The sequence below is a fragment of the Blastopirellula marina DSM 3645 genome, assembly GCF_000153105.1.
Lineage (GTDB): Bacteria > Planctomycetota > Planctomycetia > Pirellulales > Pirellulaceae > Blastopirellula > Blastopirellula marina.
This window is the reverse complement of record NZ_AANZ01000002.1, coordinates 287,009-311,159: the sequence shown is the minus strand read 5'-3', so window position 1 is coordinate 311,159 and position 24,151 is coordinate 287,009. Positions and strand designations below refer to the sequence as shown.

Sequence of the window (24,151 nt, the reverse complement as noted above, 5' to 3'; positions counted from 1 at the left end):
ACTCCAGCAGCAGCAGTCGAAAGATATTCGGAGACATGTGCCGCAATTAGCCATTTACTTGGCGCCATCCGCGAATCAGCAGTCGTTAGGGATTGCGCTGATGCCCTAACGTGATCGTGGGTCACCTCAACGGGTAGCCCGTCTGCTTTGTCAACGTTCCCATATTGAAGAGACCGTTCTAGGAGGTGGTCGGTGTAATCATGGACCGTCGACGAGAACTGCTGTTTTCCCGAAAGTGTAAAGCCCTTCGCGTCAAGGACGTCTTGATCCAGGTTGATCAAAGGAGGATCGGGCGGAGGATTGCTTGTTGCCATTTAGGTTCCAAATGGTGTGGTATTCAATGCCACATAACGGTGACGATCAGCCGGTGGCGACGGTTGATCATCCACTTCAAAACGCCCGACTTCGCCACTCGGTTGCATCGTTTGGTTCGCCGCTCACTGTGGTCGTCAGGGATCGCATGAGATGTCAAGTCTGTCGGCAGTAATACAGAGCTCACCTCCCTCAAGCAGAACACACAATTCTATCGCGTCGTTGACTGCGTGCAGCTCCTCGTAAAGCCATACGTCACCAACGCATTCATCCACGCCCTTCGCCGAACGAATGCCATCGAATTTTAGAGTTACGGTCCCAGTCTGGCCCCAAGGATTGTTGCTGGCGTCGACGGAAACGATGATCTGGCCTGAGCCTGCCGCAACGACGTGCGTGATCACACCGCATGTAGTGTAGTGTCTGCAAGGCGTGCAAAACCATCTTGTAATCGCGGCTTTAGTTCATCCAGGGCGGAACGGTATTCAGTCACATTCTGTTCCCACAATGCGATCGCGCGGTCAGCGTTTGGGTCCCCTGGTCCGGTCTGCATGGCGTCGAATAGTTGCTGTGTGAAATATCGCATGTTTATTAGGTCGGCGAACTTGTTTATAGGATGATCAGCGTATCACCTGTAGGCTGCAACTTTGTCAGCCTAACGCGCGGGACGCCAATCGTTGCAAGGCTCTTCATACTCGGTGGTTGCATCTTTTTCAAGACTTTTGCTGCGTGATAGGATGTTTCATCATATCACTCACCGTGACCACGAGTCAGACCGTCAGCCGGGCTGCGGACACCACGTCCGCCTCGGTTCAAGACGTGTGTGTAGATCATTGTCGTGCGAACGTCTTTGTGACCAAGCAGTTCCTGAACAGTACGAATGTCGTAACCATCGGCCAGCAGGTGGGTAGCGAAGGAATGGCGAAAAGTGTGACTGGTGACTCGCTTCGTGAGACCGGCCTGTTTCACCGCTGCCTTCAGTGACCGCGAGAACAGTGATTCGTCGATGTGGTGTCGGCCTTGCTCCCTGGTCCGGGAGTTTCGCCAGCGGCGTTCCTGCGGGAACACGAATTGCCAGCACCACTCCTGATTCGCATTCGGATATTTGCGGGCCAACGCATGCGGCAGCTCGGCGCGACCGTAACCGTCAGCCACATCCTGCTCGTGAACCAACTTGACTCGCTGGAGATGTTCCTGCAGGGAGTGGACGACTGCTCGGGGCATCGTGGTGACGCGGTCTTTATCCCCTTTGCCCTCGCGAATGGTGATTTCGCTGCGCTCGAAGTCCAGGTCTTTGACCCGCATTCGGAGCGCTTCGAGCAATCGCAGGCCACCGCCATAAAGAAGCATCGCGATCAGCCACTTGTCACTGGTCAGATGCACCATGACGCGCGAAACTTCGTCGACCGTCAGCACCACTGGCAGTCGCTTCGGCCGACGGGCGCGAACAACCCCTTCAATCCGGTCGAGCGGTTGCTCCAACACATGCTCGTAGAGAAACAGAATGGCCGAGAGTGCTTGATTCTGCGTGGACGCCGCGACGTGCTCCTTGACGGCCAGATGGGTGAGAAAGCGGTTGAGGTCACTCTCAGCAAGATTGCGGGGATGTTGATGCTGATGGAAATCGATGTACCTGCGAATCGAGTGGAGGTAGGCAGCTTCCGTGCGGAGGCTGTAGCGGCGCACGCGCAGAACTTCGATGATGCGGTCGTACAATCGGGGCGTGGGCTTGTCGGGAAACAAGCCCAAAGGCGAGCGGCGTTGCTGGATGGTTGCGGCCATGGCCTTCATCTCGACAGAAAACCGGAGATCCACCCCCGCATTAGAGCGGCCTTGCGACGCGAAATCAATCAATTGGAAGGAGTGAGGATCATCAATGCCGCAGGACCAATCCTTGCCATTCTCGCAATGAGTTGAGCCCTTGAGCTTTATGCCTACGCAGGACGAACCGACCTTGGTCACCATCGGGCATCCCGCTTTGCGCGCCGTGAGCCGATCGGCCCCTAGAGGCGCAGCGATGCATAGGTCCCTACTTCACTTTTGCGAAGGCGTCTCCACGCAGCTGACGGGGACTTCCCGTGGTGCAGTAAAGTCTTGTTTTAGAATTGCAGTTTACGGAGGAGTTCGTTATACTTTATTCACATCTTTTCAAGCGCAGAGCAACCCGCTTCCATCGGCGGAAACGCCGTGCTGTGGTTTGAATCGCCAACTTCGGGAGAGGTTGGCGGCGTTGTTTGCTGCGCGCACTTGGGAAGCGGATCGCGCGGCGTTTGGGGGAACGATGGGGCTAACTCAAAAAACAGGTGCAGTCCGGTCCAACGTTGGGGGAATGTCGAATGCGGTGATCGTTGGACTCCAAAAAATTCGCAGCGGTCCAGTCCAGTCCCATCTTTCAAACGAGAAAACGCGGTGGTCCAGTCCTGTCCAACCTTTCGTACGAGAAAACGCGGCGATCCAGTCCTGTCCAACCTTGCGGACGAGAAAACGCGGCGGTCCAGTCCTGTCCAACCTTGCGGACGAGAAAACGCGGCGGTCCAGTCCTGTCCAACCTTGCGGACGAGAAAACACGGCGATCCAGTCCTGTCCAACCTTTCGCACGAGAAAACGCGGCGGTCCAGTCCTGTCCAACCTTTCGGACGGGAAAACGCGGCGGTCCAGTCCTGTCCAACCTTTCGGACGGGAAAACGCGGCGGTCCAGTCCTGTCCAACCTTTCGGACGGGAAAACAGGGGTGGATCGGAAGCAGTCGTACGGCATCGCTAACCACGTGGAAGTTGGTGTCACGTCTTGAAGAAGGTTTTCAATGCTACGAGCTTCGCTCTAAGGCAATTCTCGCCCGATTTAGCTCCCTATTTCCCAGCTTAACTCTTGATATTCGGGCCTCGTTGTGGCATTCTCATACTTCCCCGCGCAATAGAAAATTACCCCACTTCTCTGAAATAGCCGCTAGAGACGCCTCCCATGACGCCTGACGAAGTGAATTACGCCCTGCTCTGTTTGGGTGTCGGCATGGCCACGGTGTTGGGTCTGATTATCGTCCTGCGGGCCAACGCGTTTATCGCGATGTTGGTCGCCGCGATGGTGGTCAGCTTGATGGCCGACGGCAGCGTGCAAGACAAGTTCAGTCGCGTCGCTTCCGCTTTTGGCGGCATGGCCGGAGGCGTCGGCATCGTGATCGCGCTGGCCGCGATCATCGGCAAGTGCATGTTGGATAGCGGCGCCGCCGATCGGGTTGTGCGCTGGATGATGAGTATCTGCGGCGAAGAGCGCGCTCCGGCGGCGCTGATGGGCAGCGGTTTTATTTTGGCGGTGCCGGTCTTTTTTGACACCGTCTTTTACCTGCTTGTGCCGTTGGCCCGCTCGTTGTTCCGCCGCACCAAGAAAAACTATCTGCTCTACGTGATGGCGATCGCTACCGGCGGCGCAATCACGCATACGTTGGTTCCACCAACTCCTGGTCCATTGGTGGTCGCCGACCAACTGGGCGTTGATAAGGGAACGATGATCTTGATCGGCGCCTGCGTCGCACTGCCGGGCGCGATCGCCGGGTTGTTGTTCTCGATGCTGATGAACCGTTGGATGCCGCTGCCGATGCGGCCGATCAGCGCCGAGCCGGAACCGGAAGAATTGCCTGACCGTCAACTGCCGAGTCTCTTCGTCTCGCTGCTGCCGGTTTTATTGCCGGTGTTGTTGATCTCGACCAATACCGTGCTGACGACGATCGCCGACGGCCAACGCGCCGCCCAGCTCAAAGCGGAGGAGATCGACTGGCCGGCGTTCCGCGCTCAAGTTCGCACCGAGAGTCAGGCCGACGCCGATTCGCTAGGCAAGCGGATGGTCGCGACGATTAACGAAAGCGAGTTCCAGCAAGAGCGTCGCGCCGAGATCGCCGATCTGCTGCTGCGCGACGCTCCCCTTTCGACCGACGATCAACAGGCGCTGGTCGAGGGACTCAATCAATTTGTGCTGACGCACAAACCGCTGGCGGTTGACTTGCCGGGGGCGCTGCCGCCGGCCGTCGTCAAGAAAGTGAACGGCGACAATACGCGGATGAAGCCGGTCGACGCCGAGCGGATGAATCGCCAGGTATTGGAATCGATCTACGGCGACGACCTGGTCCAACCGCATGTCTGGAACACCGATGCGCGGGTCGCCGCCAATTGGTCGGCGGCTTTCGGCGATGCGAATTTCGCTCTGTTGTTATCGGCGATCGTCGCGATGGCGACGCTGGCCGCGTCACGCAACCTATCGCTGAAAGAGCTGGCTCAATCGGTTGAAGTGGCGCTGATGAGCGGCGGCGTGATTATCTTGATTACCTGCGCCGGCGGCGCGTTTGGCGCGATGCTGGGCGTCGCCAACGTTGGCCCGGCGATTCGCGAGATGTTTAGCGTCGGCGACGGCGGCGGCAGCGCGATCATGATTTTGCTGCTCGGCTTCTCGATCGCGTCGCTGCTGAAGATCGCCCAAGGTTCCAGCACCGTCGCGATGATCACCGGCGCGGCGATGTTGGGCGGATTGGCGACGCCGGAGACGCTCGGCTGTAATCCGGTTTATCTGGCCACCGCGATCGGCAGTGGATCGCTGATGGGATCGTGGATGAACGACAGCGGGTTCTGGGTCTTCGCCAAAATGAGCGGACTGACCGAAGTGGAAGCGCTGAAGTCGTGGACGCTGCTGCTGTTGGTCTTAGGCGGCGTCAGCTTCTTAGCGACCTTGATCTTGGCGACGCTGATGCCGCTGGTGTAGTCGCGAAGTCGTAGGGTCCGCTGCGCGGACCATCGGAAGTGCAGTAGGTTTCCAACGGCAAGGATGGTCCGCACTGCGGACCCTACGCGATTAACGGACGGGCGCGGCGGAACCAGAGGCGATCGCGGATGGGCCCGCTTCGTAGGCGGAAAATTCGCCCCAGACCGGTAAGTGATCAGAGACGTCCATCGCTTGATCTCGCGTCAGTCTAAACTCTTTTTCGGTGTCATAGACCTCGGCGACTCCGGTGAACTCGCGGGTATCGGCGGCGATAAAGACCAGGTTATCGTAGCTCGATTTGCGAAGCGTGTTGGTCGCTTCGTCCGAGACCGTCCAAGTGATGCCGGGAACTTTTCCCAATGCGCCTAGCTTCTTGTAGCTGACGTTCAGGTCGCCGAGCAAAATGACATCGTCTTCCGGACCGCTGTAACGAACCAGTTGATAGACTTCGCCCAGCGCGTCGAGCTCTTCATCCGTTTCATCCGGATCGGTATGAATGTTGATCAAGGTAAAGCGAAAGGGAACGCGCGAGCGATCGGCGCCGATCGCGTGAAACGAAGCGACCAACGGTTCGCGGTGGAGCAAGTCGCTGGGATCGTTGATCGTAAAGACCGAATCGGGTTCGACCGCGATTCGATTTTTATCGTACAAAAAGACGTACTGTTCTTTGCTGCTAGAGCGCCCCAGGCGCGGGCCGACGATCGAGTCATAGTTGCGGCCGGTGCTGTTGATCATTTGCAGAAAGCGGGGAATGACATCCTGCTCGCTGCTGCGCAGCTCTTGGATGGCGACCACATCAAACTTACGAACGATCTCGGTCAGCACTTGCATCACTTCCGGCTTGTTCATCTTCGACTGACCGAAGACTTGAATATTGAACGAAGCGATGCGGATCTTATCGCCGGTCGGCGCCGCGGTGGCGCCGCCGGTTGTCGTTCCGGAGGCGGGCGCTTGCGCCTGCTGGTTTTGTTGCTGAGCAATCTCAGCGGCGACTTTTTCGAGTTGCTCGACGTTGCAGCCCGTAGCGCAGGCCAAACCGAAGATAAATGCCAAGAACGAGAGAATGGCGGCCCGCATCGCAGCCTCCTTGCTGTGCAGAGAGCGAAAATGAATCAAGAGCGCGCGGAGGGTATCAAACGAGCGGCGCCAGCAGCCAGATCAATCGCCCGATTTTGGCGGATTTGTCGCGAGAGTTAACAATCGCATTACTGCTTTTCGACGCGTCCGCCGGTCAGACGAATGATGTCGTGTCCTTGCGCGGCGATCGAGCTGTCATGGGTGACCATGACGATCGTCAGATTTTGCTCACGATTGAGCCGCTTCAAGATCTCCATGATCTCGCCGCCGGTTTTCTCATCCAGATTGCCGGTCGGCTCATCGGCCAGCAAGATGCGCGGCTGCGCGATCAGGGCGCGTGCGATGGCCGTGCGTTGCATTTCGCCGCCAGACAGTTCGCGCGGCTTGTGCGTCGTGCGGTGACTCAGGCCGACCATCTCTAGCAGTTCTTCGGCCCGCTTGCGAAACTGTTTGCGCGCCGACCAATACCGCCACATGCCGTGGGAGATCATGATCGGCGTCAACACGTTCTCCAGCGTCGAGAGTTCTGGCAGCAGATGATAGAACTGAAAGATCATGCCGAACGCGCGGCTGCGCAACGAGTCGCGCTGGCGCGAACTAAGCCGGTCGATCCGCGTGTTGGCGAAGTGGATTTCGCCGTCATCCGGCGTGTCGAGCGTTCCCATCAGGTGCAACAGCGTACTTTTGCCGCTGCCGCTTTGCCCGATGATCGAGGTGATTTTGCCTTCTTCGGCGGCGAAATCGACGCCGCGCAGCACCGGAATGGTCAGCCGACCCTTGCGGTAGCTTTTGTGGAGGGCGCGCGTTTCGAGCAACGGTTTCTTCTTCTTTTCGCTCGGCGTCGGTTTCGCGACGGCGGCGGGCTGGGCGAATTTGGCCGTGTTGATGTGGGGGCCTGTCAGTTCTTTACGGCGGGCTTCGTGATCGGGAAGCACGCTTTCACGCTGCAGACGGATTTCGAGTGCGGACATGCCTTGCGATTCTGCGTTACTCATAGCGAAGTGCCTCTACGGGATGAAGTCGCGCGGCTCGCATCGCCGGCAAAACGCTCGCCAAAACGGCGATCAACATCGCGCCGGCGACAACCCAGGCAATGCTCCACGGTTCGACGATGGTCGGAATCTCGCGGAAGTAATAGACCGTCGGATCGAATACTTCGCGCCCCGTGATCCATTCGATCACCGATGCGATGGCGTTGATGTTGACGACAAACAACAGTCCCAACACCATGCCGACGCCGGAACCGACAATTCCCAACGAAAGCCCATAAGCGACGAAGATGCTCATGATGCCGCCGCCCGACGCGCCCAGCGATTTCAAAATGCCGATGTCTTTGGTCTTCTCGACGACGATCATGTAGAACGTCGCTAAAATGCCGAAGCCGGCGACGCCGATGATCAAAAACAGCAGGATGTTGAGGATCGTCTTTTCCATCTCGACAGCCGAGAGGAGCGGACCTTGCAGATCGCGCCACGACTGAATTCGATAAGGACTGGTCGCCGGCGGAAATGCGGCGCGCAGTTTATCGGTCGCTTCTCGCAGGTTGACGCCCTCTTTCAACTTGATTTGGATCGACGAGATCGCCGTCCCATGTTCGGGATGAATCATGCCGCGCAGACGTTGCAGCTGATCCAACGGCATGAAGGCGAACGCGGCGTCGTATTCGCTCATCTTGCTTTCGTAAAAGTCGGTGACGGTGAACGTCGCGTTCATCGCCTTCGGCGGATTTTCGGCGGTCGGAAAGGTAAGCTTGACGTCATCGCCTGGCAGGACCATGAAGTAGTCCTTCACTTCGCCGGTCGTTTGGTCACGATCTCGAACGCTGCCGATCGCGATGCCCAGGATCAAGCCGGTCGCTTGATGCTGCAGCGGATCGTAGGTCGATTCGGCCGGCAAACCGCGACGCGACGAGAAAGGGTCGGAGCCCTTTTTGTTCGGATCGTACAGTTCGGCGTTGGCCATCTTGTTCAGTTCTTCGGGACGCGTTCCCGGCAGCGGCGGCGCGCCTGGATCGGTCGCGAACGGAGGCAAGATCGCTTTTTCGGCGACTTCTTCTTCGTGATCGACCAGTGCGATCGGCGCCGGTTGGGTGATCCGTTTTTGGCGGAGCAGATCTTGGTCGGGCCAGCGGCCGGTTTCTTCAAACTCGCGGAACTGCGAAAGCTGCATTTCGAGCTCGCGCTCGTACATCACTTTCCCGCGGCGATGTCCCCAGCCGGCGTCTCGCAGGGGAGAACCTTCGTCTCCTTCGTAGCCCGATTCTTTCAGGTCGAAATCGACATGCTCGCGATTGGCCGGGTGCTTGAGATATTGGGTAAAGTCGCTGACTTTGGCGTACGACTCGGGATCGATGCCGACCAGCGTTACGTGACGCGGCATCCATTGATCCCGGATTTTCATGCTGAGCATCGCCGGAACATGCACCGTGACGGTGACGTCCTGAATGTCGTCGCCGGCGACTTCTTTGACTTTGGCGAGTTCATCTTCCCAATGATAGAAGCCGTTCAGACTGTGGCTTTCCATGACGATATCGGAAAGGATGCCATGCAGGCGCGAGTGCATCTCGTGCGCAAAGCCTGACATGACCGAGTTGACGACGATCATGGTCGCCACGCCGAGCGTGACGCTAATGATCGAAGCGAGCGCAATATAGCGCGTTCGCAGATAGCGCAGGCAGAGTATCAGCTTGTACATCGCCAGTCCTTCGGCTTTCTCGACGGCGGCGGCTTCCATGCCGACGCGGATCAATCGGCAAGCTCTATTCGTGCGACGCTTCGTGCCGCAGGAGGGGGAATAGAATGATCTCGCGGATCGTTTGCGTATTAGTAAGTAACATGACTAACCGGTCAATCCCAATTCCTAAACCGCCGGCCGGAGGCATGCCGTTGCGCAGCGCGCGGATAAAGTCGTGATCCATCTTGGCCATCGAGTCTTCATCCGCTTGTCCGTCTAGCTGCGTCCGGAACAGCTTGTCTTGCAGGTCGGGATCGTTCAGCTCGGTATAGGCGTTCGCGACTTCCATCCCGTTGATAAACAGCTCGAAACGCTCGGCGACCGCCGGATTGTCGGTCTTGCGCTTCGTCAACGGACAGATGCTAGCAGGGTAGTCCATCACAAAGATCGGCCCCTTCAACTGGTCTTCGACCTTCTCCTCGAAGATTTCGTTGCGGATGACGTCAGGATGTTTTCCCTCGGTTTCCAAACCAAGATTGATCGCATACCGCTTCACTGCGGCGTCGTCGGTCGGATCGACCCCGGTATTCTCTTGGAACAACTCGGCGTAGGTGCGACGCTCGAACGGCGGCGCAAAGTTGACCATCGTCTCGCCATACGGCAGTTCAAAGCTGGCGCCGATAGCGTTGATAGCGCCGGAAATGACCGCTTCGGTCAGATCCATCATCGAGCGGTAGTCGCCGTAGGCCTGATAGACCTCGAGCATGGTGAACTCAGGATTATGCTTGGGGCTGATCCCTTCGTTGCGGTAGACGCGCCCCAGCTCAAACACGCGCTCCATGCCGCCCACCAGCAGTCGCTTCAGATGCAGCTCGAGCGCGATCCGCATGTAGAGCTCCATGCCGAGCGCGTTGTGGTGCGTGATAAACGGGCGAGCCGCGGCGCCCCCGGCGATCGCGTGCAGCGTCGGGCCTTCGATCTCGATAAAGTTTTGATCCGCCAGGGTTTTGCGGATTGATTTGACGATCTCGGTTCGCTTGACGAAGCGTTCAATCGCTCCGTCGGTGTGCGCCAGGTCGAGATAACGCATCCGCTGACGCAGTTCTGGATCGGTCAGACCCTTGTGCTTTTCAGGCGGCGGATCGAGGGTCTTGGTCAGAAAGTGGAGCTGCTCGACAAAGATCGTCAATTCGCCGGTTTTGGTTTTGCGCAGCTCGCCGTCGACCCCGATGATATCGGCCAGGTCGAGACACTGGGCGATTTGCCAGTTTCGCTCGCCGACCTGATTTTGTCCGATAAAGATCTGAATTCGCCCGGTTCGATCACGCAAATCGGCGAAAACCAGCTTGCCGGTCGGCCGCATCAGCACGATGCGCCCGGCGATGCGAACCTTGGGACCCGCGAAGGAAGTGATTTCCTTGCCCCCTTGGGTTTCGGTCGTTTCGACGATTTCGGCCTCGCGTGCGCGGACATCGGCGATCGCCATTTGGTCATCGAAACGTTGACCCCAGGGATCGATTCCGAGCTCGACCAGCTGTTGCATCTTTTGGCGACGCGCGGCTTCCAACGCCGACAGGTTCGCTTCGTCTTCGGAGACCGTCCAAGGGCGATCCTTGGCGGTCAACATCTTGCCGACAACCCGCATCAGCAGCTCTTTGAAGTCGTCCTGCGGTTCGTACATCTCGACGCGATTCGGTTTTAAACCGCTCGGCAGTCGGAGCAAATCGTACATTTCGCCGGCCAGATCTTCCCGATTGCCGTTGTGGTCATTTCGCATAAACCACACGCACTGGTGCAGTTGCGTCTGCTCGGCGCTCTCCAGCACGATGTCCAGCTCGTGCTGCGCCGTCTCTTTGGTGTAGGGGTTCAGGGACGCTTCGTTGTCGGATCCCAGACCGATCGTCAGCGCAAGCGTTTCTTTGGCTTTTTCCAACAAATCCTTCGACGGAACGGCGCCGGGATGGCCGTGATCGTCGGTGTCAAAGCAATGATCGATGATTTCAAAGGTGACGCCAAACTGCGGTTTGACGACCGTTTTGTTGAACTCTTTGAAGAACTTCCGCACTTCGCGGCATTCCTTGACCGTGTCATTCGACCAAAGCAGGAAGACGTGGTGCTTGGAGGGGCGTTTGGCGGGTGCGGCCATGAAAATTGCCTCAGTTGTGGGGCGAAAATTGCCGCGGAGCATGTCCGAGGCGCTATGGTGAAGAATGTAACCTCAAGAACCCCAACATTTTCCAGAGATTTGGAGGCGGGTCAATGCGGGTGAAGGGGAGGAACGTCAGCGGGCTAGCGTTCCACCGCACTGCAAGTTTTGGGCGCGATGCTCTTGCCGCGAAGATGCGGTAAGAACATCTGCCGAGAATTGTTGCGATACTGACGGGCTCCCTCTACTCCGCCAACGGCACGCAAATATCGGTTAGCCACTGATCTGGCGGCAGTTGGCTGGCGTCGTTCACATAGATTTCGTACGCCGGGAAGTCGCCGGGTTCGTGACCGCTGTCGGGAAGCCAGACCGAGAAGAACCAGCGGTAGGCTTCGTGCAGCGTGTCGTAGTGACCTTGGTGACGGAGCACCGCGCATTTGCCGCTGGGGATGGTTTGCACTTGGATCTCGCCGGTTGGTTGAAACTGGTCATCGACGGTGACGCCGACATCGGCCCGCTGTTTCTCTGGGGCGGTGACGTCGGGATCGTCGTGATAGACGCCGACGCACGCGGTGCAGTCGGTCATCAAGTTGTTTTCGGCGGCGAACTGGAGGATGCGGCCAAACGCCGGATTGAGATTCTCGAAGTCATACTTGCCGACGACGCGGATGTAGGCCAGTCGGCGCGAGGGTTGGGTTTCGAGACGAACGTGGGCGGCGGTGTAGTTGACGGTCGACATGAGCGTTTCCTTGATGGATGCAGGCGGATGCTCCAGCGACTGATAGTCGCTGGGGGTGACGCCAAACGTCCGCACGAAGGCGCGGGTAAACGCTTCGTGCGATCCATATCCAGCGTCGAGCGCAATATCCAGCACCGAGCGACGACGATATCGCAGCGACTGGGCAGCACGCTCCATGCGCAACCGGCGGACGTAGTCATCCGCGCTTTCGCCCACAATCCCGCGAAAGATTCGATGAAAATGGCAAGGCGAATAATCAGCCGCCGCCGCCAAATGCTCGAGCGACAGATCTTCATCCAGGTGATGCTGGATCAAGAGCTGGACGCGGAGAATCTTCGCTTCGTATCGCTGGCGTGTCGCGTTCATACGATCGAATTCTAGTCGCCGGAAAAAGTCGTATCTTGATCGTTCTTGCGAAATCGAAAATCGACGGCACCAGCTAGACGTCGACGTCGTAGTTGCCCGGCGTCAAGGGACGCGGAACCTGCTTTACGCCCGCTTGCAGTTGACGCCAGGCGTTTTGGGAAACCTGAGACATCGCATGCCGAATCGCGGCTGGATCGCCGGTCCCGTACTGAATCGGCAGCGGCTCGAAATCGCCCCAGCGTTTGGGGCCCTCGCGCTCTTCGCCCGAGAAATCGGTCGTATAAAAAGCGGCTGCGACGACCTTCTGCCCCAGCTTGACCGGCACGCCGTCGATCTCGCGCAGGTAGTGCGGCATGATCTTGATCACCATTTGCGGATCGCCAGACCCCGTCGCGTTGACGTCGGTCAACACGGCGAGCAGCGGCGGATCGAGAGAAACAACGACCGCCGCGCAGGTATCGCCGTCCATAAAATGATAGCGAAGGGCGCGAGGTCGCAGCGCGGCGGGAACCAGCAACAGCGCCGCGGGAACCAAGAATCCCCAATGCAGCAGACCGCCGAGCGCTAGAAATAGCAGGAGCGGAATCAGCCACCACAGATATTCAATCGGACGATACGCGTAGTAGCGAAACAAACTCATTCGCACGCCGGCCGGATGCGAAGCGGCCGCGCCATCAGGGTGTTTGCCAGACAACGCGAGCGTCGAGCACGAAACATAGACGGGTTGGCCGCATTTTCGACAAGGGATCGTTTGCCCCGCCTGCTTGGTTTCGACAGCATAGGTCTCTCCGCACGAGCAACGGACGATGATCCCTTGGTGCGCCGCGCGAAGTTGTCCCGACGCTTCCAGCTGATAAAAACTGGGACGCTGCATGTCGATCAATTCGACGGTGCTAAAGCTATCCATCAGCCGATCGGTCGCTTCGTCATACCCTTGTTTCAGCTTGAATTCCATTTCCTCCAGATGGAGCGGCAGCATGTAGAGAAAATGAACCGTGTGGCCGTCATGCTCCATTTCCCAGGCTGCTTCGGCAAACATGATCGGCGGAACGAACATCCAGCACCCCATCGGCGTGCTGGGGTCAAACTCTTCCGGTGGATTGCCGCCGGGGATCGTGTGCGACACGGTGAAGAAGGTCTCGTAGTCGTGCGGAAAGCGGGCCAAGATTTTCATCCAGCGAAGCGGCCAATAGTTCGCTTCCTCTTTGAACGCTTGTTCCGAAAGGGGCCAATTGGCCGGTAGGCATAGAATCAGTTCGGCGTAGGCCAAATCTTCGGCGCCGGGCGGCGTCGTCATGGGACGCTCGGCCATGCCAGAGGTGATCAGCGTGTGGTACGGACGATCTTGCGTCGGCTTGACGTAGAAGATGTCGACATGCACCGTCTCTGAAATGATCTCGTGGAAAACGGATTCGACCGCGCCGATATGCTTTTCGACATGCCGGCTGACCGCTTCGATCAGATCATCGTCGCCGGTCGCGATCTCAAACCCTTGCTTCACCTTGTGCGAATGATTGTACAGCGTACTGCCGCCGCTCGAATTGCCGGCGAGTTGCGCCTCGCCTTGTTCGGGAACGGTGATCGCGGCGCCGCAAGCTTTGCACGTGGTTTTGCGGCCGACGTGCTTGTCGTCCACCTTGAAGCGTTTGCTGCAGACCGGGCAAGCAAATTCGATCGGCATCGAGAGAACTCCGCGCGCAGTAGAAAAGAGATCGCGAGTTGGATCCGAAAGCAGTTCGCCGCCGGGTCGTTTGATCATACCCCCTGCTCTGCGGCGATGCAAAAAATTCAGACGACTTGCGTCAACCGACGAATGGTTGCAGCGGAGCACGGCGTATGGTCTGCTTCGACAACGTCTTCTATCTAGTCGTCTAGACGCCAAATGACGGCGGCGATCGCCCGTCGTGAGCGGCGCATTTTCGAGAGAGCCTGAGAGGTTCATATGGCGAAACGTAAAGTCGAAATTCGTTGCGATATCTGCGGCAAGTCGTTCTCGACCGACGCCGTTCTGCCGGCCGATTTGATCCGTGCGCCGGTGGCTCATTTGATCGAGCAAGCGTGTCCGACGTGGAACGATGCGAGCCACATCTGCATTGCCGATTTGAATCGGTTTCGGGCCGACTATGTCCAACAATCGCTCGAGACCGAGCGCGGCGAACTGTCGGTCTTAGAAGACCAGGTCGTCGAGAGTCTGCGGCAGCACGAGATTTTGGCGGAAAACCCCGACGAAGAATTTGAAGAGAAAAAGTCGCTCGGGCAGCGACTCGCGGATCGCGTCGCTAGTTTCGGCGGCAGTTGGACCTTTATCCTGCTGTTCGGCGCGGTGCTGGTCGTCTGGATCGCGTTGAACTCGATCGCGCTGCTCACGAAGCCGTTTGATCCCTTTCCATTCATTTTGCTGAATCTGGTGCTATCTTGTCTTGCAGCGATTCAGGCGCCGGTCATCATGATGAGTCAGAATCGCCAAGAGGCGAAAGATCGTCTGCGAGCCGAGCATGACTATCGCGTGAATCTGAAAGCGGAACTCGAGATCCGCCATCTGCACTCGAAACTCGACTTGCTGCTCACCCATCAATGGCAACGGTTGTTGGAGATTCAGCAGTTGCAAACCGATCTCTTAGAAGAGATCGCTAGTCGTGGGTCTGGGCGATCATAGCGACACGTCGCGCCGAAAGTTGGAACAACGGGAATGAAACGTCTGCTTTCACGATTAACGCCGTTAGCGGCGGTTTTGATTTTTTGCGGCGCCGCTTGGCTGTTGGCGCATGAGCTGCGAAATTACCATTGGCGCGACGTTCGGCAAGGCCTGAACGCAATCCCGCCGTTGAAGATTGCGCTAAGCGCGGCGCTAATGATTCTCAACTATGCGGTCCTGATCGGCTACGATCTGTTGGCGCTGAAAGCGATCGGCCGTCAGTTGCCGCTGCCGCGGGTCGCATTCGCTTCGTTTACCGGCTTCGCCGCCAGCTACAATTTTGGCGCGACGTTGGGAGGAGTCCCGGTTCGCTATCGGTCGTATTCGGTGCTGGGGCTTTCCTCGGTCGAGATTTTGCAGCTGACGCTGATGCTTGGGGGAACCTTTTGGATCGGCGTGTTCGCGGCCGGAGGGTTGGCGTTTGTCTTCGATCCGTTCGAGATTCCTCCTGACTTGCAGTTGCCGTTCAAAACGGTCGATGGACTCGGTTGGGCGCTGCTGGCGATCGCGGCTAGCTACCTGCTGATGACCTACTTTTGGAAGAAGCCCTTTCAAGTCGCCGGCCAAGAGATTCGCTTGCCGGGGCCTGGGATCGCAGCGGCGCAGCTGGGCGTCGCCGTGGCCGATATCGTGATTGCGGCCGGCTGCTTGTACGTGCTGCTGCCGGCAGACATTGACATGAGCTATCCGCAGTTTTTAGGGGTCTTCTTGTTGGCTTCGATCGCCGTCGTGTTAACGCACGTGCCGGGCGGGATCGGCGTCTTTGAGCTGGTGATACTGACGCTGACCGCGTCGACCGCCAAAGATGATGTCGTGGCGGCGCTGTTGGTTTTTCGCGTGATCTATTATCTGCTGCCGTTGTTCGCTGCGATCGTGTTGTTGGGCGGCCAAGAGTATCGCGCCCATCGCCAGCATGTTGATCCCATGGCGCTGCAAGCCGTGCGAATCGCCGCCGCCGTGTTGCCGACCCTGCTGGCGTTCGCCGCATTTCTAGCTGGCGTAGTCATGTTGCTCTCGGGCAACACGCCGCTCGTGGGGGCGCGCATCACCGAGCTGAAGCATTATCTGCCGCTGCCATTTTTGGAAGCGTCTCACTTCTTAGGCAGCGTGGCCGGCGCCGCGCTGTTGCTGACGGCGCGGGGACTGCAGCTGAAATTGGACTCGGCCTGGTGGGCAGCGACCCTGCTGCTGGCCGCCGGCATCGTCACTTCGCTGCTCAAAGGCTTCGACTACGAAGCGGCGATTTTATTGTCGCTCGTGCTGGCCGCGTTGCTCGCGAGCCGCGGCCGATTCTACCGCAAGGGATCGTTGGTGCAGGAGCGGTTCACGCCGGGGTGGATCGGCATGTTGGCGCTGGCGATCATCAGCGCCCTCTGGCTCGGCTTTTTCAGCTATCGCCATGTCGACTACCAAAACGACCTGTGGTGGGATTTCGCGTTCCACGGCGATGCTCCCCGCTTTCTTCGCGCCAGCGTCGGCATCGCGGCGGTCCTGTTGATCTTCACCGTCTGGAGACTTCTAGCTCGAGCGCCAGGTCCGCGCACGCAGCCGCCGACGCCGGCGGAGATGGAAGCCGTTTATGCGATCGTCGCCCAAGCGCCGCGCGTCACGTCAACCCTGGCGCTGTTGGGGGACAAACGCTTCTTGTTTAGCGAGGACCGCACTGCGTTTATCATGTACGCGGTCGAGAAACGATCGTGGATCGCGATGGGAGATCCGGTGGGGCCGGTCGAGCAATGGCCCGAGTTGATCTGGAAGTATCGTGAACTGTGCGATCACTACAACGGTTGGCCTGTCTTCTATCAGGTTGCGCCAGAGAATCTCTCGATCTATCTCGATCAAGGACTGACGTTGTTGAAACTGGGCGAAGATGGCCGCGTGCCGGTTCGCGACTATTCGATCGCCGGCAATCACTACAAAAATCTGCGCTCGACTCGTAACAAGCTGCAGAAGTCAGGCTACACGTTTGAAATCATCCCTCGCGATCAGACGGCCGACCTGATGCCGCGACTGCGCGAGATCTCTGACGGCTGGCTCGCCGAGAAGCATGCGGCCGAAAAAGGCTTTTCGCTGGCCTACTTTGACGAAGCCTATTTGCGCCATTTCGACATCGCCGTGATTCGCAGCCAAGAGACCATCGTCGCATTCGCCAACATCTTGGCGAATCAACCCAAAGAAGAAGCGTCGATTGACCTGATGCGGTACGACTCGTCGGTCCCTGGGCTGATGGACTTTTTGTTCATCGAGCTGTTGCTCTGGGCGAAGGAGGAGGGATTCGAGTGGTTCAACTTTGGCATGGCGCCGCTGTCAGGAATCGAAGATCGCCATTTGGCGCCGCTGTGGAACAAAGTGGCCGGCCTGGTCTATCGCCACGGCGATCACTTTTACAGCTTTGAAGGGTTACGAGCCTACAAGTCGAAGTTCAAGCCGGTCTGGGCGCCCCGCTATTTGGCGTCGCCCGGCGGTTGGGCGCTGCCGCAAGTGCTGGCCGACGTGACGCGCTTGATTGGGCGACATCGACCGACGAATGATCCTCAGGGAGAAGATTGGGGATGATGGCTCGTAGGGGGCTAAGTTTGGCGATCTGCGAAGGCTGCCTTTAAGGCGGTATTCGTCAACCTTAAATCCTCATGAAATCTAACTTTACGTCCGCGTTAAGTTCTGGCGTTCTTGGGTGAACCTAGGGGACTTTTGGGGGTCTCGTCTACTTGTTCCCGCTTACTGCGGCAGCTATCATGCGGGTTTATTCTGACTCTACTGGGAGAAACTGATGCGACACGTCCTTTCGGCGGTCGTCCAGAACGTGCCCGGGGTGCTTGCGCACATCTCGGGGATGCTGGCTTCGCGTGGCTACAATATCGATTCGCTTGCGGTTGGGGAAACTGACGTACCCAACCTGTCGCGGATGACCTTTGTAGTCGTAGGCGATGATCAGGTGCTCGAACAGGTACGCAAGCAGCTCGAAAAGATCGTCACGGTCGTGCGCGTGCTGGACGTCAGTTCGCAAGACTTTGTCGAACGCGACTTGATGTTGATCAAGGTATCGACCGCCGGCGGCAAACGCAGCGAGATCCGCGAGCTGGCCGACATCTTCCGTGGTCGCATTGTCGACGTCGGCGCCGAAGAAGTCGTGATCGAAATGTCTGGAACCGAAAACAAGATCATCGCGTTTATCGAAAGCGTACGACCGTTCGGCATTATCGAACTGGTTCGCACCGGCCGAATCGCGATTGTTCGTAGCGGTTGCAACCTCGAATAAACCATTTGCCGAGATGCACCGCGCGTCTTGGCTGTTCTTTTGCATGCTCGCAGGGTTCCGGCCTACGGGTCGCTCTGCTTTCCGTATACCCGTTTTGTTGCGTAACAGGAATTTTTCAATGCCCGCCAAGATTTACTACGACAATGATGCCGACCTTTCCGTCTTGAAGGATAAGACGATCGCTATTTTGGGTTATGGGTCGCAAGGACACGCCCAAGCTCAGAACCTGCGCGATAGCGGCTGCAATGTCGTAATCGGGCAACGTCCTGGCAGCGCCAACTACGATCTGGCCAAAGAGCACGGCTTCGAGCCGATGTCGATCGAAGAGGCCGTGAAAAAGGCCCAGGTCATCAACATCCTGCTTCCCGACGAAGTCCAAGGCGACATCTACAAAGCCCACATCCGCGACAACCTGAAGCCAGGCGACGTGCTGATGTGCTCGCACGGCTTCAACATCCACTTCGGCCAGATCGATCCCCCTAAGGGCATCGACGCGTTGCTGGTCGCGCCGAAAGGCCCGGGCCACTTGGTTCGTAGCGAATACGTCGCCGGCGGCGGCGTTCCGTCGTTGATCGCATTGGGCGAAGGCGCCAGCGAAGAAACCCGCAAGATCGGTCTGGCTTACGCCAAAGGAATCGGCGGCACCCGCGGCGGCGTGATCGAAACCACCTTCGCCGAAGAGACCGAAACCGACTTGTTCGGCGAACAGGTCGTGCTGTGCGGCGGCGTTAGCGAACTGGTCAAAGCCGGTTTCGAGACGCTGGTCGAAGCAGGCTACCAAGAAGAGATGGCCTACTTCGAGTGCATGCACGAACTGAAGCTGATCGTCGACCTCCTCTATCAAGGCGGTCTGAACTACATGCGGTACAGCATCTCGAACACCGCTGAGTTCGGCGACTATTCGACCGGCCCGCGGATCATCACCGCCGAAACCAAAGCCGAAATGAAGCGCGTGTTGACCGAAATCCAAGACGGCACCTTCGCCCGCGATTGGATCCTCGAAAACCGCGCCGGCGCCCCCCGCTTCAAAGCGATCCGCCGCCGCGAACAGGGTCATCAGGTCGAACAGGTCGGCAAGCGTCTCCGCAAGCTGATGACCTGGATCGACTCGAAAGAAGTTTAATGCCTGGCTGGGGCGGTTGAATGACCGCTCGAGCAGTGCAGAAGATATAAAGCGCGGCCGTCCCGTTGGGGCGGCCGCGTTTTTTGTTGAAACATCATCGAGTAGGGTCCGCTGTGCGGACCAAGGAAGCTTCAGGCAACTCGCTGCCTTGTAGTATACTGCGAGTCGGCATTCTCGCTTCATTACGCATCGGCAGATTCAACCTATGTCCAAAGTCGTCGCCGTCGTTTCCGGAGGGATGGACTCGGCCACCCTGCTCTATCACCTGATCGACGCTGGTCATGACGTGCGCGCGATCTCGATTAACTATGGTCAGCGGCATGTGAAGGAGCTCGACTACGCGCGTCAGCTGTGTGACAAAGTCGGCGTGCCGCAGATCGTCGCCGATCTCTCGGCGATCAATCCGTTGTTTGGAGCTAACAGCCTAAGCGGCCGCGAGATCGAGATCCCCGAAGGGCACTACGCCGAAGAGAACATGAAGCTGACGGTGGTCCCTAACCGCAACATGATCTTGCTGTCGGTTTCGATCGCCTGGGCGATTAGTCAAGAATGTGTCGCCGTCGCCTATGGCGCTCATAGCGGAGACCACGCAATCTATCCCGACTGCCGCCCCGAGTTCGCCGCGGCGATGGACCAAGCGGCCAAGCTGTGCGACTGGAGCGCCGTCGAACTCTGGCGCCCCTTCGTCGACATTGATAAAGGAGACATCGCCCAGCGCGGCAGCGAACTAGGCGTGCCGTACGAGCTGACCTGGACTTGCTACAAAGGCCTGGCAGAACACTGTGGCAAATGCGGCGCCTGCGTCGAGCGAAAAGAAGCGTTCGCCAAACACGGGCTAGTCGATCCGACCGCCTACATGGCGTAGGGTCCGCTATTGCGGACCAAATGCGTTTAACAATTCCCCATAGCGCCGCGGGCAAAGATCGATCCGAGCACTTTGTCGATTGACATAGCGCACAGATACGTGGTCGATTCGCCATTAGCGAACAGCAGCGCGGGCTTCTCGCCCAGCCAGATCGCTCTGTTGGCATCACTGGCCGGTTGGCACGATCTTTGAAAAATTGCGCAGCGGTCCGGTCCCATCGTCATTGGGGCATTCGGGTTTGATTCGACATTTGAGCTTCGGAATTCGTCATCAACCCCGCGGTCCACTTGCCGCTGGGGCATCGAGCCACCAACAAAGGTGACTGCGAGCAGCGCTTTACCCAATCACGTTTTGTCCGCCGTTTTCCTGCTGCTGGATCGTGATCGGCCAGCCGGGGAATTGGTTTTCCGCTTTGCCGTCAGTCGCGTCGACCAGAAACTTGAACGACTCGAGCTTGTAGGTCTTCGCGGTGGTGTCGATGGTGACGATGCCGAAGCCGCTTCCTTTTTGGTGAGCGCGCTCGTAACGGTTCCGTTTTGTGGCGACCTCTGGATTGCCGACGGCGTAGACGTACGCTTTGTTGCCGAAGCCGTCGATAAACTCGCCGGTGTTCGGCAGGCCATGTTTGGGACGGTTCTGGTGCGGCATGCCAAGTTCGTCAGGGCGCCACCACCGGGGATAGCCGACGGCGATGGCCGGCGTGCAAAACGACCAACAGCTGTCGCGTTGTTTCTCGACGCCGTACTGCACCAAGGTCGTCAGGTGTTGATCGCCGTTGATATGCAGCGGCATCCCTTTGCGGATGATGTCGACGGTCCGATTGCGGGCCGTTTGCGGCCAGCTGCCGCAGTCGAGATCGGCCTTCAAATAGCCGTCGTATCCGCCGTGATGCGTCGCAACGCCGGCAAATACCGTTTGACTGAGCAGGACCTTCAATCCGTGACCGCGCCAATCATCGACCCATTGTTTCAGGAATTCTTCTTGCCGCTCGCCCAACAAGATCAGTCCCGCTTTGTCGAGGATCGACGTGTCGAAATCAGGATCGGGCACATGGTCCGCGCGACCGCTGCCGGTTTCGACGTGATCGGGCCCGCTCTTCCACTGGCGATCGGCGACCACGGCGAAGCTGACGTCGCCGTAGACGACATCGCCGTAGTAAACGCTGATATCCTGCAAGCAGGGAGTCGGATCAAACGGGTCGGGATGATGAGCGACGTTGGTCTTGTGAACAACGTTGACCATACGCGCTGGCTCACGATAACCGCCGGCCGACGACGTATCGCCGTTGATCATCGGCGCGCCCCCTTCGCCCCAAATGTTGCCTTGGAAGACGTCATGGTCATCCGGCAAACAGAGGGTTGGGCGATCGCGCATCGCTGCGCGGAACGACCAGCCGTGTTGATAGAACTTGCGCAAGTAGTTGAGGATCGCCGGTTCAGCCGGCTCGCGGATGATGCCGTAGCCGCCATGGTTTTCGTAAAGCTGATCGCCCGAGAAGTAAAGGATATCGGGATCAAGCGCCAGCAGGTTGTTGCAGACCGGTTCGTAAGGAAACGCGTAATCGTTCTGGCAGGTCAAAGCGCCGACACGCAGCGGTCGACCGACCGGATTCGCCTTCACGGTACCGGTCCACTCCGACTCGCTTTCGCCGCCGTCGCGGAGCGCTTCGCGATAGACCAGCTTGAACGGGGTCGCCGTTTTTTCATCCCAATTCGGAATCCGAAACGTCGCAACCCAGGCATCTTTATCCAAAATGGACCTGCCTAACGAAGTCCACTCTCCTTCTTTTTCGACAAGTAACTCGACTTCCTGGTTGTCGTTCACGCCCAGCGGCCCGGTGAGGGCGCTCAACTTGAGGACAAAGCCTGCGCTGGAGCGCGAGTCGCTCAGCGAGTACATCGACCAGAGGATCGGGCCGAATTTGTGCTCGACCGTTTCGGTCAGCGCGTCGCCGCTGACCTCCCAGTTCCAGAAGCGATAGCGAGCGCCGCGTTTGTTGCCGATCGCTTTGTTGAAGTTGTTCACCAGAGCGACATTGCCCAGAACCGAATTGGCGGGGACCGTCTTGGTGAGCGTCGCCAACGGTTTATTCGAATCAGGCTTCGCCGCCGTGAGGGTCAGTTGATATCCCTGCGCGCTTGGCGCGCCCGAGAGGGCCAAGGTGATGTCTTGGTCGCCCTGCTTTTCGCCCAGCGGTTTTCGCGCATTTCCCAGGACCAGTTCGCCGGCGGCGACGCCGGCGTCGATTCCGTTTTTGGCGAAGCAGTTACTGCGATGTTCGTTGATGTCGCTGCGGACTCCGATCCGAAAACCGGCGCCGCCGTCAGAGTTTTTGACTTCGACCTGACGCAGCTTGACCGACATCTGAAACGCCGCTTGGGCGTTGGTCAGCTGGTGGGTCAGCAGATGGACATTGCGATCGCCGCCGGTGGTTTGACATTCGGCGGCGCCATCGACGATGCGCCAATCCTCCATCGGGTTGGCCCAATATTCTGCTCCCAACCAGACGCGATCATGGCGATTTTCCAACCGACTGACCGACTTCGGCTCTTCGGCTGCGACTGCATCTTTCGCATGGACATCCGAGTTTTGCAGGCTAATCAAAGCGGCGCCGGCCGACATGGCTTGGATCGCGACGCGTCGAGTTGTTTTCGCCATCTGAGTAGGTCTCCCGATTCCGCCTGGGTGGAAGGATAAATGATCCGCCACCGGGGTACTGTGTCTGGGGGCAGGTCTTGCGATCCGCAGTTAGGGGGACCGGCTTGCTTTAGTCACCACCTTAATTTGAACGGGCGCATAAAAAAACCCTCGCCGTGGATTGCGGCGAGGGTCTTCGTAGCTCTTTAAGGCCGGTAATTCAGGAGAATTACATATTGCCCAGCTTGGAGACCAGGTCGGCGGTGCGAGCCGAGTAGCCGGCTTCGTTGTCGTACCACGAGACGATCTTGACCAGCGAACCGTCGATGACTTCGGTCTGCGGAGCGGCGAAGATCGAGCTGTGCGGATCACCGATGATGTCCGACGATACGATCGGGTCTTCGGTGTAGCACAGGATGCCCTTCATCGGGCCATCAGCGGCCGCTTTCATTGCGGCGTTGATTTCTTCCTTGGTGACCGACTTGTCGAGGTTAGCGACCAGGTCGACGACGCTGCCGGTCGGAACCGGAACACGCATCGAGATACCGGTCAGCTTGCCTTTGAGGGCCGGAATCACCAGACCGACCGCTTTGGCGGCGCCGGTCGAGGTCGGAATGATGTTGAGGGCCGCGGCGCGAGCACGGTAAGGATCGGCGTGCGGCAGGTCCAGCACTTGCTGATCGTTCGTGTAAGCGTGAATCGTGGTCATCAAACCATTCTTCAGGCCGAACGAGTCATTCAGGATTTTGGCGACCGGAGCCAAGCAGTTGGTCGTGCAGCTGGCGTTCGACACGGTTTTCATGTCGGCGGTCAGTTCGTGGTCATTCACGCCCAACACGCAGGTCAAGTCAGGAGCGTCTTTGGCCGGAGCGCTTAGCACGACCTTTTTGGCGCCGGCGTCCAAGTGCGAGTCATAGCCCGCTTTGGCGTCGGTCTTGCGCGAGGTGAAAACGCCGGTGCTTTCGACGACGACGTCGACGCCCATGTCGCCCCACGGCAGCGCGGCCGGGTTACGCTCTTCAAACACGCGAATCTTGACGCCGTTGACGGTCAAGCCTTCGGAATCGTATTCGACGGTGCCTGGGAAGCGGCGATGCGTGCTGTCGTATTTCAGCAAGTTCGCCAGCATCTTGTTGTCGGTCAGGTCGTTGATCGCGACCACTTCGAACTCTTTGCCGCGAGCGATGAGATTACGAAAGGTCAAACGACCGATGCGTCCAAAACCATTGATTGCAACACGAACTGCCACTGTCATTTCTCCTTGAACAAGCGCCGCGGTCTGGGGTGCAACGACCACGTGCGACGCGAACTCGTCTAGTGATGTATCAACTCAAGCGGACGTTCGATCGCCGCTTGCGAAAGCTCTGTCATGCGAAACGCTGTCAGCGGGTCCGTCGCTTCATTTGATCCGTTGCTGGCTTCGTCGATCGTGTACGAAACCGGTTGTAGAAGAAGGCGATTATACTGCCCTTAAAACCGCATCACAACGGGCGTAAGGGACAGCCGCAGCAATGGTC

Annotated in this window: 15 protein-coding genes; 6 read left to right on the top strand and 9 right to left on the bottom strand. The window is 58.2% G+C overall.

Features of this window, described 5'->3' with window-relative positions; all coding sequences use genetic code 11:
* Positions 1-1,059: 1,059 nt before the first annotated feature.
* The gene (locus DSM3645_RS01310) at positions 1,060-2,274 is read right to left on the bottom strand and encodes an integron integrase (protein WP_202594909.1); all 1,215 of its coding nucleotides are present in this window, start codon (positions 2,272-2,274) and stop codon (positions 1,060-1,062) included.
* Between the two features lie 995 nt (positions 2,275-3,269).
* Here DSM3645_RS01310 and DSM3645_RS01300 point away from each other — a divergent pair.
* On the top strand, positions 3,270-5,054 hold the full coding sequence (locus DSM3645_RS01300; RefSeq protein ID WP_002650166.1) for a GntP family permease: 1,785 nt from the start codon (positions 3,270-3,272) through the stop codon (positions 5,052-5,054).
* 90 nt (positions 5,055-5,144) lie between these two features.
* On the opposite strand, the gene DSM3645_RS01295 is transcribed toward DSM3645_RS01300, so the two are convergent.
* The 6 genes from DSM3645_RS01295 to DSM3645_RS27475 all read right to left on the bottom strand — a co-directional run bounded on the left by DSM3645_RS01295 (position 5,145) and on the right by DSM3645_RS27475 (position 13,814).
* The gene (locus tag DSM3645_RS01295; protein ID WP_002650165.1) at positions 5,145-6,131 is read right to left on the bottom strand and encodes an exonuclease/endonuclease/phosphatase family protein; all 987 of its coding nucleotides are present in this window, start codon (positions 6,129-6,131) and stop codon (positions 5,145-5,147) included.
* Positions 6,132-6,259: 128 nt separating this feature from the next.
* On the bottom strand, positions 6,260-7,126 hold the full coding sequence (locus DSM3645_RS01290; protein WP_002650164.1) for an ABC transporter ATP-binding protein: 867 nt from the start codon (positions 7,124-7,126) through the stop codon (positions 6,260-6,262).
* Complete coding sequence (locus DSM3645_RS01285; protein WP_002650163.1) at positions 7,119-8,879, bottom strand: ABC transporter permease; 1,761 nt, start codon at positions 8,877-8,879, stop codon at positions 7,119-7,121. Before DSM3645_RS01285 ends, DSM3645_RS01290 begins: the two co-directional genes overlap by 8 nt.
* A gap of 10 nt (positions 8,880-8,889) precedes the next feature.
* Positions 8,890-10,449 (bottom strand): lysine--tRNA ligase, encoded by a 1,560-nt coding sequence (gene lysS / locus DSM3645_RS01280; RefSeq protein WP_390070738.1) that lies wholly within the window; start codon positions 10,447-10,449, stop codon positions 8,890-8,892.
* A 745-nt stretch (positions 10,450-11,194) separates the two neighbouring features.
* On the bottom strand, positions 11,195-12,055 hold the full coding sequence (locus DSM3645_RS01275) for an AraC family transcriptional regulator (protein WP_002650161.1): 861 nt from the start codon (positions 12,053-12,055) through the stop codon (positions 11,195-11,197).
* Between the two features lie 73 nt (positions 12,056-12,128).
* Complete coding sequence (locus tag DSM3645_RS27475; RefSeq protein ID WP_002650160.1) at positions 12,129-13,814, bottom strand: DUF3239 domain-containing protein; 1,686 nt, start codon at positions 13,812-13,814, stop codon at positions 12,129-12,131.
* A gap of 183 nt (positions 13,815-13,997) precedes the next feature.
* Here DSM3645_RS27475 and DSM3645_RS01265 point away from each other — a divergent pair, with 183 nt between their 5' ends.
* From DSM3645_RS01265 to queC, 5 genes are all read left to right on the top strand, one after another.
* Positions 13,998-14,711 carry a DUF1003 domain-containing protein gene (locus DSM3645_RS01265; RefSeq protein WP_002650159.1) on the top strand — a complete coding sequence of 238 codons (714 nt, stop codon included), beginning with the start codon at positions 13,998-14,000 and terminating at the stop codon, positions 14,709-14,711.
* 33 nt (positions 14,712-14,744) lie between these two features.
* Positions 14,745-17,306 carry a bifunctional lysylphosphatidylglycerol flippase/synthetase MprF gene (gene mprF, locus DSM3645_RS01260; protein WP_002650158.1) on the top strand — a complete coding sequence of 854 codons (2,562 nt, stop codon included), beginning with the start codon at positions 14,745-14,747 and terminating at the stop codon, positions 17,304-17,306.
* A gap of 214 nt (positions 17,307-17,520) precedes the next feature.
* The gene (gene ilvN, locus DSM3645_RS01255; RefSeq protein ID WP_002650157.1) at positions 17,521-18,009 is read left to right on the top strand and encodes an acetolactate synthase small subunit; all 489 of its coding nucleotides are present in this window, start codon (positions 17,521-17,523) and stop codon (positions 18,007-18,009) included.
* Positions 18,010-18,127: 118 nt separating this feature from the next.
* Positions 18,128-19,132, top strand: a complete 1,005-nt coding sequence (gene ilvC, locus DSM3645_RS01250) for a ketol-acid reductoisomerase (protein WP_002650156.1) — start codon at positions 18,128-18,130, stop codon at positions 19,130-19,132.
* 205 nt (positions 19,133-19,337) lie between these two features.
* Positions 19,338-19,997, top strand: coding sequence for a 7-cyano-7-deazaguanine synthase QueC (queC, locus tag DSM3645_RS01245; protein WP_002650155.1), 660 nt, complete (start codon positions 19,338-19,340; stop codon positions 19,995-19,997).
* A gap of 336 nt (positions 19,998-20,333) precedes the next feature.
* Here queC and DSM3645_RS01235 read toward each other — a convergent pair whose 3' ends face one another.
* Both DSM3645_RS01235 and gap read right to left on the bottom strand, forming a co-directional pair.
* Entirely contained in the window at positions 20,334-22,655 is a 2,322-nt protein-coding gene (locus DSM3645_RS01235; protein ID WP_002650153.1) for an alkaline phosphatase D family protein, read from the bottom strand.
* Between the two features lie 208 nt (positions 22,656-22,863).
* On the bottom strand, positions 22,864-23,883 hold the full coding sequence (gene gap / locus DSM3645_RS01230; protein WP_040351441.1) for a type I glyceraldehyde-3-phosphate dehydrogenase: 1,020 nt from the start codon (positions 23,881-23,883) through the stop codon (positions 22,864-22,866).
* Positions 23,884-24,151: the final 268 nt, after the last annotated feature.